Raw genomic sequence first — 356 nt, 5'->3', positions numbered from 1 at the left:
ATGCGCAGATGGTCGACGATCGAGCGCGACGCGCGGTCGCTCTGCGAAATCGTCATGCGGCGAATCGCGCGCACGTGGATGAAGATGTTCTTGATCGTGTCCAGAATGATCTGCGACTTCGACAGCTCGACGATCGCCTGGTGGAACGCGATGTTCGCATCCGAGTACTCGGCGATATGCTCGGCCGGCGTCGAATCGCGAAACTGGTCGAACATATGGCGCAGCTTCGCGATTTCTTCGTCGGTAGCATGCAGCGTGGCAAGCCGCGCGGCCATGCTTTCGAGCGCGGCCCACATCTGCACCATCTCGACGATCTCGCGCTTGCTCTTGCGCACGATGTAGATGCCGCGGCGCGG

General features: G+C 61.2%; 1 protein-coding gene. It reads right to left on the bottom strand.

The window, feature by feature from the left end; translation table 11 throughout:
- Positions 1-356: GntR family transcriptional regulator (locus H3V53_RS43495; protein ID WP_336603084.1), on the bottom strand; the 356-nt coding region annotated here is incomplete at both ends.

Source organism: Paraburkholderia bengalensis, from assembly GCF_037126505.1.
GTDB lineage: Bacteria > Pseudomonadota > Gammaproteobacteria > Burkholderiales > Burkholderiaceae > Paraburkholderia > Paraburkholderia bengalensis.
This window is presented reverse-complemented; position numbering and strand designations above follow the sequence as displayed.